4 protein-coding genes, 1 tRNA gene and 1 rRNA gene are annotated in these 7018 nt (G+C 62.5%); 3 read left to right on the top strand and 3 right to left on the bottom strand.

Going from position 1 to position 7018, the window contains the following annotated elements; translation table 11 throughout:
* Positions 1-307 precede the first annotated feature (307 nt).
* A 5S ribosomal RNA gene (gene rrf / locus AC0C6X_RS28580) occupies positions 308-422 on the top strand.
* A gap of 268 nt (positions 423-690) precedes the next feature.
* Positions 691-767, top strand: a tRNA-Met gene (locus AC0C6X_RS28575).
* A gap of 532 nt (positions 768-1299) precedes the next feature.
* On the opposite strand, the gene AC0C6X_RS28570 is transcribed toward AC0C6X_RS28575, so the two are convergent.
* The gene (locus tag AC0C6X_RS28570; RefSeq protein WP_472956397.1) at positions 1300-2274 is read right to left on the bottom strand and encodes a DUF2950 domain-containing protein; all 975 of its coding nucleotides are present in this window, start codon (positions 2272-2274) and stop codon (positions 1300-1302) included.
* A 21-nt stretch (positions 2275-2295) separates the two neighbouring features.
* The gene (locus AC0C6X_RS28565; RefSeq protein ID WP_173520233.1) at positions 2296-3663 is read right to left on the bottom strand and encodes a DUF3300 domain-containing protein; all 1368 of its coding nucleotides are present in this window, start codon (positions 3661-3663) and stop codon (positions 2296-2298) included.
* A 371-nt stretch (positions 3664-4034) separates the two neighbouring features.
* Here AC0C6X_RS28565 and AC0C6X_RS28560 point away from each other — a divergent pair, with 371 nt between their 5' ends.
* Positions 4035-5168: an AI-2E family transporter gene (locus AC0C6X_RS28560; RefSeq protein WP_472956394.1), complete on the top strand. Its 1134-nt coding sequence runs from the start codon at positions 4035-4037 to the stop codon at positions 5166-5168.
* 11 nt (positions 5169-5179) lie between these two features.
* On the opposite strand, the gene AC0C6X_RS28555 is transcribed toward AC0C6X_RS28560, so the two are convergent.
* A complete protein-coding gene (locus AC0C6X_RS28555; RefSeq protein ID WP_472956392.1) occupies positions 5180-6946 on the bottom strand; it encodes a hypothetical protein in 1767 nt (588 codons plus the stop codon).
* Positions 6947-7018 lie beyond the last annotated feature (72 nt).

The following is a 7018-nucleotide window of genomic DNA, read 5'->3' as shown; positions in this document are numbered from 1 at the left end:
CGCCAAAGGCGCTGCGGACGGCGCGCCGGACTTCCGGCGGCTCGGCTCTGCCGGCTGCTGCAATTATCCGGATAAGACGCAAAGACGTGTTCAAATCAAAAAGAGGCTCTGCCTCACCAGCTTCTCAATACGGTTTTGCCATGCCATGCATGCGAAACTCGTTCTGATCCAACGGTGCCTCCTCGTGAGGTGCCCGGATGGCCAGCGCGGCTGCCCTTCGAGCGACTAGCGAGAAGGACAAGCTTAGCCGCGCCAGCAAAGAGCGAGATTGAGCCTGCATCGCAGGCACAATCTTGCGCTTTGCCGACCTGGTGGTTCTGGCGGGGTGGCTGCACCCGTTCCCATTCCGAACACGGCCGTGAAACGCCCCAGCGCCGATGGTACTTCGTCTTAAGACGCGGGAGAGTAGGTCGCTGCCAGGTCTGCAAAACGCAAGATAACAAACCGCAAACGCCGCTCCCCTTCGAGGCAAGGCCGAGAAGGACAAGGCAGCGGCGAAACAAAGATCACCTTCTCGACACAAGCCTCGGCCCAGCCGAAACAACGGGCCGCCAACAAGCGGCCTTTTTGTTTGGCTAGACTGAAATTCCCCTTACGCGAGACAAATTGCTGAAGCAATTTGCTCGGCACAGACCGCAAATCCAACGGATTTGCGTTACCGTGATAAATCCCTTCGGGATTTACACTTGGCGCGGGGTGGAGCAGCCCGGTAGCTCGTCAGGCTCATAACCTGAAGGCCGCAGGTTCAAATCCTGCCCCCGCAACCAAATTCTCCCAAATCCATCAAAGCGCTCCGGGGAAACTCAGAGCCCCTTTTGCCGTCTCTGGGACATAAGCGCCCAAGGCAAACGCCAGCCCAAAGTCCGCGCCGTCTTGCCAAGGGCCAAACGCCGCCCGTTGCCTCGGCAGTTGCCACGCTCTCTGCTGCATGTCTTCGTCCTTAAATCGAGGTCGATTTAGTGAGACATGCAGCAAAATCAAAGCGCTACGGCGACCTTTGCGCGTCTCATAAGACGCGCGGCGCTGTAGGCAGATACCACAAAAGCAGCGGCCCATGACCGCCACACTCCGCTCACTCCAGGGGAGTGGGCGAAGCAATCGCGTCTCGCTGGAGTGGTAGAGCGAGGAGGGCCGACGCGCTATCGCGTATCCCTGCAGATGCCCCTCAGAATCGGACAAGCCGAAGCGTGGGCAGCCGTAGCGTCTCCGGCAACAGACGCACGTACACCAATGCGATCGGCGCGGCAGTCGCCGCGCTGCGAGCGTTGAGGGAGGTCCGGCGTCCAGCCGGGCCGCCGCTCAATCGGGTACGACGTCCCATTTGTCGTCGGGATCGAAACGATCGATGAAGGGCACGATCTCCGCGGTGCTGGGCCCGAGATCGCGTTCGTAGACGATGCCCTGCTGGTTGACGACGAAGGTCTTGACGCCGGTTTCGGCATAGCTGACCGGCCAGGCAATCAAGGCGAAACCGCCGATCATGTTGCCGTTGATGACATAGTCATAGCGGCCGCCGGCAATATTGTCGCCCTGCGATGTCAGAATGCGGAAACGGTAGCCGAAATAGCCTTGGCCCGCCTTCGCCTTTTCCAGCGCCGCTTCGCTGATCGCGTCGCCGACCGGGCTTTCGCCATCGCCGTGGCCGGCCGGCCAATAGAGCCCGTCGGTCTGGCCTGGCGTGCTGATCAGTTTCTGCGCATATTCGAGGACGCCGTCGGCGTCGCGATCCCGCGAGGCATATACCCGCTGGGCATCGACATAGGCCTGTACCGTATCGATCGCCTCGAGCTCGTTCTCGCCGACGCGGCGATTGAGGATCTCCTCGAGCCCGACATAGGTGTCGAAAGCCCATTTGCCGTCCTCGCCCTTGGTGAGCGGGAAAGGCAGGGGCCAGAGCCGATCACCGATCTGGATGATCTTGCGCCCTTCGAGGTCGCGGACAGTGACATTGCGGGCGGCACCTTCGCGGATGAGCGCGAAAGTATCCATCGCCCCTTCACCCGCCTTCAGCTTCTCCGCATTGAGCCCCAGTAGCTTCGCCAGACCGGCGAAGTCGTTGGCGGCGAGCTTCGCCTTGAATTCGTCGACCGCCTTGGCGGGATCATCGAAGACCGGTGGATCCTCGTCCGCCGCATAGGCATCCAGGCCCGCGGCCATTTGATCGGTTGGCGCCTGTTCCGCAGGCGTCTGTGTCTGCGCGAAGGACGCGTCGATTGGCACGGCGGCCAACGCCAGAACCGATGCCAGGAGAAGCGGATTGAAGAGCTTGGTCATGGTCGATCTCCTGTGATCCCGTCAACGCCTGCGGCCGCCGCCGCGCCCGCCGCCACCGCCGCGGTGCATCGGCGGCCTGCCGCCGCCGCGGCTCATCTGTGGCCGCCCGCCGCCGCGATGGCCGCCGCCCATGCTCTGACCGCCGCGGCGTGACGAGTTGATTTCGCGTCGTCCGGGGTTGACGTTGCCGAGGCCCGACGGCTTGTTCGGTCGGTTCTGCGCCTTGGCGGCCATCTTCTTCTTGCCGCCCTGACGGTTCACCTGGGAGGGCTTGCTGCCGCCAGGACGGTTGAGGCTCGGCTTGCCGTCGCCGGGCCGCGCTTTTGCCGCCGCCTGCCCGCCTCCGGGCCGGGCCGCCGGCCTCTGTTGCGCCTTCAGCCCTTCGAGCGTGCTCTTGCGCACGTCCCTGATCTGGCCGCCGCCACCGCCGCCCGGACGCGCGTTCGGCCGATCGCGATTGATCTCGGCGGCGCGATTGCGCAGATTGTTGTTGCCGTTCGCCTTGATGTCGTTCTTGATGCTGTTTCGGTCGAAATGCTGAAGCTGGTCGCGATCGAAGTTGATCTTGCTGCGATCGACATTCTTCCAGTCGATGTCGTTCCACTTCACCTTGCCGTTGATGTTGTTGAAGCAGTTGTTGCAGTCGACATCGATGTCGCCGTTCCAGCGGCCGCCCCAGACGCCCCAATCGTCCCAGTCGACGATCGCCGCGAAGGCAGCACCTGTCACTGCGCCGGCGAAGAAAGCCGCTCCCGGATACCAGTAGGCGGGATAGGGTTCTTCATAGTAGCCGATCGGCGCTGGCGCATAGTTGGGCTCATACAGCATCTCCGGCGGATACTGCGGCACGTAGATCGTTTCAGGGTTGGCTGCCTGGATGACGACGTTGTCGCCTTCCTGGACCACCTTCACCTTGTCGTCGCTCTTGATGATGTTCTTGGCGACGGCCTCGTCGCGCAATTGCTGTATGGCGATCAGCACGTCTTTCTGCTGATTGGCAATCGCCTCGCCGAAGGACTGCGTCCATTCGAGGTCTTCGCTCATCATCTTGACGATCTGGGGATAGTTGAGCAGCGAGATGACGCTGCCGTCCCAATCGTCCTTTGGCTTCATGTCGGGCTTCTTCTGGCGAGCCTCCAGGAACCGCTCCGCCTCGACGATCTGCAGCGGGTAGAGCGCGGCAGCGGAAATGAGCGCCACCAGTTCGTCCGGATAAAGCGCGATGCGCGCGACCAAAATCTCGAGCTCGTCGTCGCTGAGCGGTTCCGGCGCTGTCTGCTGTTCGGCGGCCGGCGCGCTCGCCGTCTGCTGTGCCAAAACAGCCGTAATGGGCATTGAAACCAGTATCGTCACTGCGCTACCGAGCGCGATGATCGTTTTCCGGATCATCTATCCAGCCTCCCTTTGTTGGCTGAGGCGCGCGAGCGCTTGAACAAGCGCGCGTGACAGCCCCTGTCGGCGCTGTTTCTGCTGCAACCAGAACTTGATCGTGTCGCAGCTTGCGTTCCTTCTGCCGTCCGTCACTGGTATCTCTAGAGGAGGCTTGCCGATGAGGAAGCCCAAATGACGTATGCTACTGTATGTTACTGCCGATTGGCACTCGCCGGCATCGGATCCGCATGACTGTTGCACGAGGGGAGCTATGCTGGCCGCCTGGGTTGCAGGGGCAGCCCCAGGCCTATTGGTTTCTGCAGGACGTGTGGCCGTCGAGAAGCCGCAGCGAAGCGGTGAACAGCCGCATGAAGGAGTGAGAGATAAGAATGGCGGAAGATTCCTCCCGAACGGGCGTGGTTCGCGATGGGCCGACCGGTCCCTCCTTCGAGGCGAAAATTACGGATATCGCCAGGATCGGCATCGTCGGGCTTTTTGCCTATTGGTCGCTGACGCTGATCGCGCCATTCGCTATCATTCTCATATGGGCGACAATCCTCGCCGTCGCGCTCTATCCTGCTTATGCCCGGCTTGGTCGCCTTCTCGGTTCGCCGCGACTGGCATCATTTCTCATCACGCTGGCCTGTCTGGCCGTCATCGTCGCACCATTGACCGCGATTGCGGTCAGCTTTGCCGAAGGGCTCCAGGCGCTGCTTGCAAAACTTGCCGACGGTTCTTTCACCGTACCGGTACCGCCGGATTACGTTCGCGACTGGCCGATCGTCGGCGAACGGGCTCATGCGGTCTGGAGCATGGCATCGGATAATCTCGAAGCCCTCCTGCGCAAGCTCGAACCTTCGCTGATGCAGGCCGGCAGCAAGGCGCTTGGCAAGATTGCGAGCGTCGGCGCCGAGGTGCTGAGCTTCGTGGTGTCCGTCCTGGTGGCTGGCTTTCTTTTCGGCTCCGGCGAACGGCTGGCGGAGATAGCACAACGCTTCTCCGGCAGGATCGGTGGCGACAGGGGTATCGGCTTCCTGCGTCTGGCGGCTGCGACGATTCGAAACGTCGCGCGGGGCGTCATCGGCGTCGCGTTGCTGCAGGCGTTTCTCTGTACCTTAGTGCTCGGGCTGTTTCAGGTTCCGGCGCCCGGTGCGATCGCCTTCGTCGTGCTTGTTCTCTGCATCATCCAGATCGGCCCGGCGCTGGTTCTGCTGCCTGTGATCATCTGGGCCTGGGTGACAATGGATTTCGGTCCGGCGCTGCTTATGACAATTCTGTTGGTCCCGCTCTTCGTCATCGACAATGTGATGAAGCCGATCCTGGTGGCCCGCGGGCTTTCGACGCCGACGCTCGTGATTCTGCTGGGGGTACTCGGCGGGACGCTTTCCTACGGATTGATCGGCCTCTTCCTGGGGCCGATCGTCCTCAGTGTCGTCCACGATCTGCTGATGGTCTGGATGCAGGGGGAGACGGTGCGGGAAAAGCCTCAACCCGATGCATCGCAATCGCCGCGGCCGGTCTGATCACAGGTCGGTCAGTGAATGGAACTGTCGCTGCGCGCCTGCTCGAATTCGGATTCGGGAATCGGTACGCCCGCCTTGCGCAAACCGTCAAGAAGCTGTTGCCGGTCCTGCGGACGGCGCAGCCTCAGGGCGGTCTCCTGGGGGACAGCCTCAAGCAGGCCCGGCAGGTTGGTTTCGATCCATTTCCGTTCTTCCTGGGCCTCGGCGCCTTTGCCAAGCTTGCCCAGAGTGGCCAGAAGCATGACGCGGGAGAATGGATGGGTGCGAAGATCCGCCATGCGCGCCCATCGCTCGGCAGCGACATAGTCGCCCCCGAAGTAGGCGCAGACCGAGAGTGCGGCTTCGAAATAGCCGGCGGGACCGGAGTTGCGGGCGACGGTTTCCGACAGAAGCTTGCAGCCGGAATCCCATTGGCCCGACAACGCCAGCCGGAACCCGTATTCGCCGGCGAGTTCAGCGTCGTTGGGATTGATCGCAAGTGCCCGCGCGCCAACGGCCAAGGCAGCATCGACGTCACCACGGAAGAACAGCGTAAGCATCCGCGCCTCAAGGGCACGCACGTCCTGGGGATCCAAATCCATGGCGCGGACTGCCGCTTCGGTTGCCCGCTCCAGCGTCGCCGATGAGGAACGATAGAGGCGTCCCTCGAAAGCGTCGATATAGGTCATCGACAGCAGCGCCCAGGCCGTCGCGTAGGTCGGGACCTGCCGGGTCGCCTGTTGCAGGCACCCCTGAACGGCGGCCAGGCTTTGCGCACTGACGTCGCCGCGGTGGTCGTAGTAGCTCAAGGTGCAGGCATAGGCTTGCCAATCATCGGGAACCGACTGCTTGAATGCAGCGGCGCTCGCCTGGAAAATGGCGCCATAGGGTTGTGCCACCGCACCGGCTACAGCCGCTGCGGTCCTTGCCTGCAGGTTTATGGCGTTGCCGGCTTCCATCTGCTCATCGTAGGTATTCGCCCATACCACCGATCCATCGGATCGATGGAGGAGTCTCGCCACAAGCCGAAGTCTTTCGCCGTCGAAGCGGACCCCGCCCACCAGGGCAAAGGCCGGCCCCCCTTGTGGCGAGGCGTCGGCCTCGTCACGGGTCGCGACGGTGATTTCCTTGAACTTGGCCAAGCTGCCGACGACCTCGTCCATGAGCCCGCGGGTCATCATCGCCGATTGAGGGCTGCCTGAGAGATCTTCAAAGGGCGTGACGACGAGCCTCGGGATCTTCGGCGGCATGCTGGTAGCGGTATCGCTGTCCTTCTGAAGGAGGAGTGCACCGGCTGTCAGGCCACCGCCGATGCAGACCATGGCCGCTGCGGCGAGCCAGGCTCTTCGCCTGGCGAGTGGTGCGGTAGGATCTTGTCCAGCGCCTTCGTTGGCGCTCCTGTCGGACGGGGGCGACGCGTCGAGGCGTCGTTCGAAGATCGGTACGTAGGCGCCCTTGGGAATGCTGATGATGATCGGGTCGGATCGCCCGGCGACGAGATAGTAGCGTTCCAGCGCCCGGCGGATGCGGCCTGCTTCGATCCGCACCGCCGGATCCGTCTGTGGGTCGAAAGAGGAATCCCGGCCGAAGACCTCGGTTGCAATCGAATAGGCCTTTATGCGATCTCCCCGGCCCGCGAGCGTTTCCTCGATGACATAGGTCAGGAACTTGCGGTCACGCTCCGGTGCGTCGAACTCGGCGCTGCGGCGAATTCGATCAAGTTGCGCCAGAATTTCCGCATCGGTGGCTGGGGCAGTTGCCGGCTCGACCCGGCCGTCCTGCCGACTTTCCATGGCCATGCGCGCTCCCATGGTCACAATGTGAGATTGTATCCGGCGGTACCGTAAGTTCCTGTATCCTACGTCTCCACG

The sequence above is a fragment of the Ensifer sp. VA4 genome, from assembly GCF_055710065.1.
The sequence above is the reverse complement of the archived record's forward strand: the minus strand, read 5'-3'. Positions and strand labels throughout refer to the sequence as shown.

Bases quoted from the DNA above. Each gene is read 5' to 3' on its own strand.
- AC0C6X_RS28570 (WP_472956397.1), bottom strand. From the start codon at position 2,274: ATGACCAAGCTCTTCAATCCGCTTCTCCTGGCATCGGTTCTGGCGTTG.
- AC0C6X_RS28565 (WP_173520233.1), bottom strand. From the start codon at position 3,663: ATGATCCGGAAAACGATCATCGCGCTCGGTAGCGCAGTGACGATACTG.
- AC0C6X_RS28560 (WP_472956394.1), top strand. From the start codon at position 4,035: ATGGCGGAAGATTCCTCCCGAACGGGCGTGGTTCGCGATGGGCCGACC.
- AC0C6X_RS28555 (WP_472956392.1), bottom strand. From the start codon at position 6,946: ATGGCCATGGAAAGTCGGCAGGACGGCCGGGTCGAGCCGGCAACTGCC.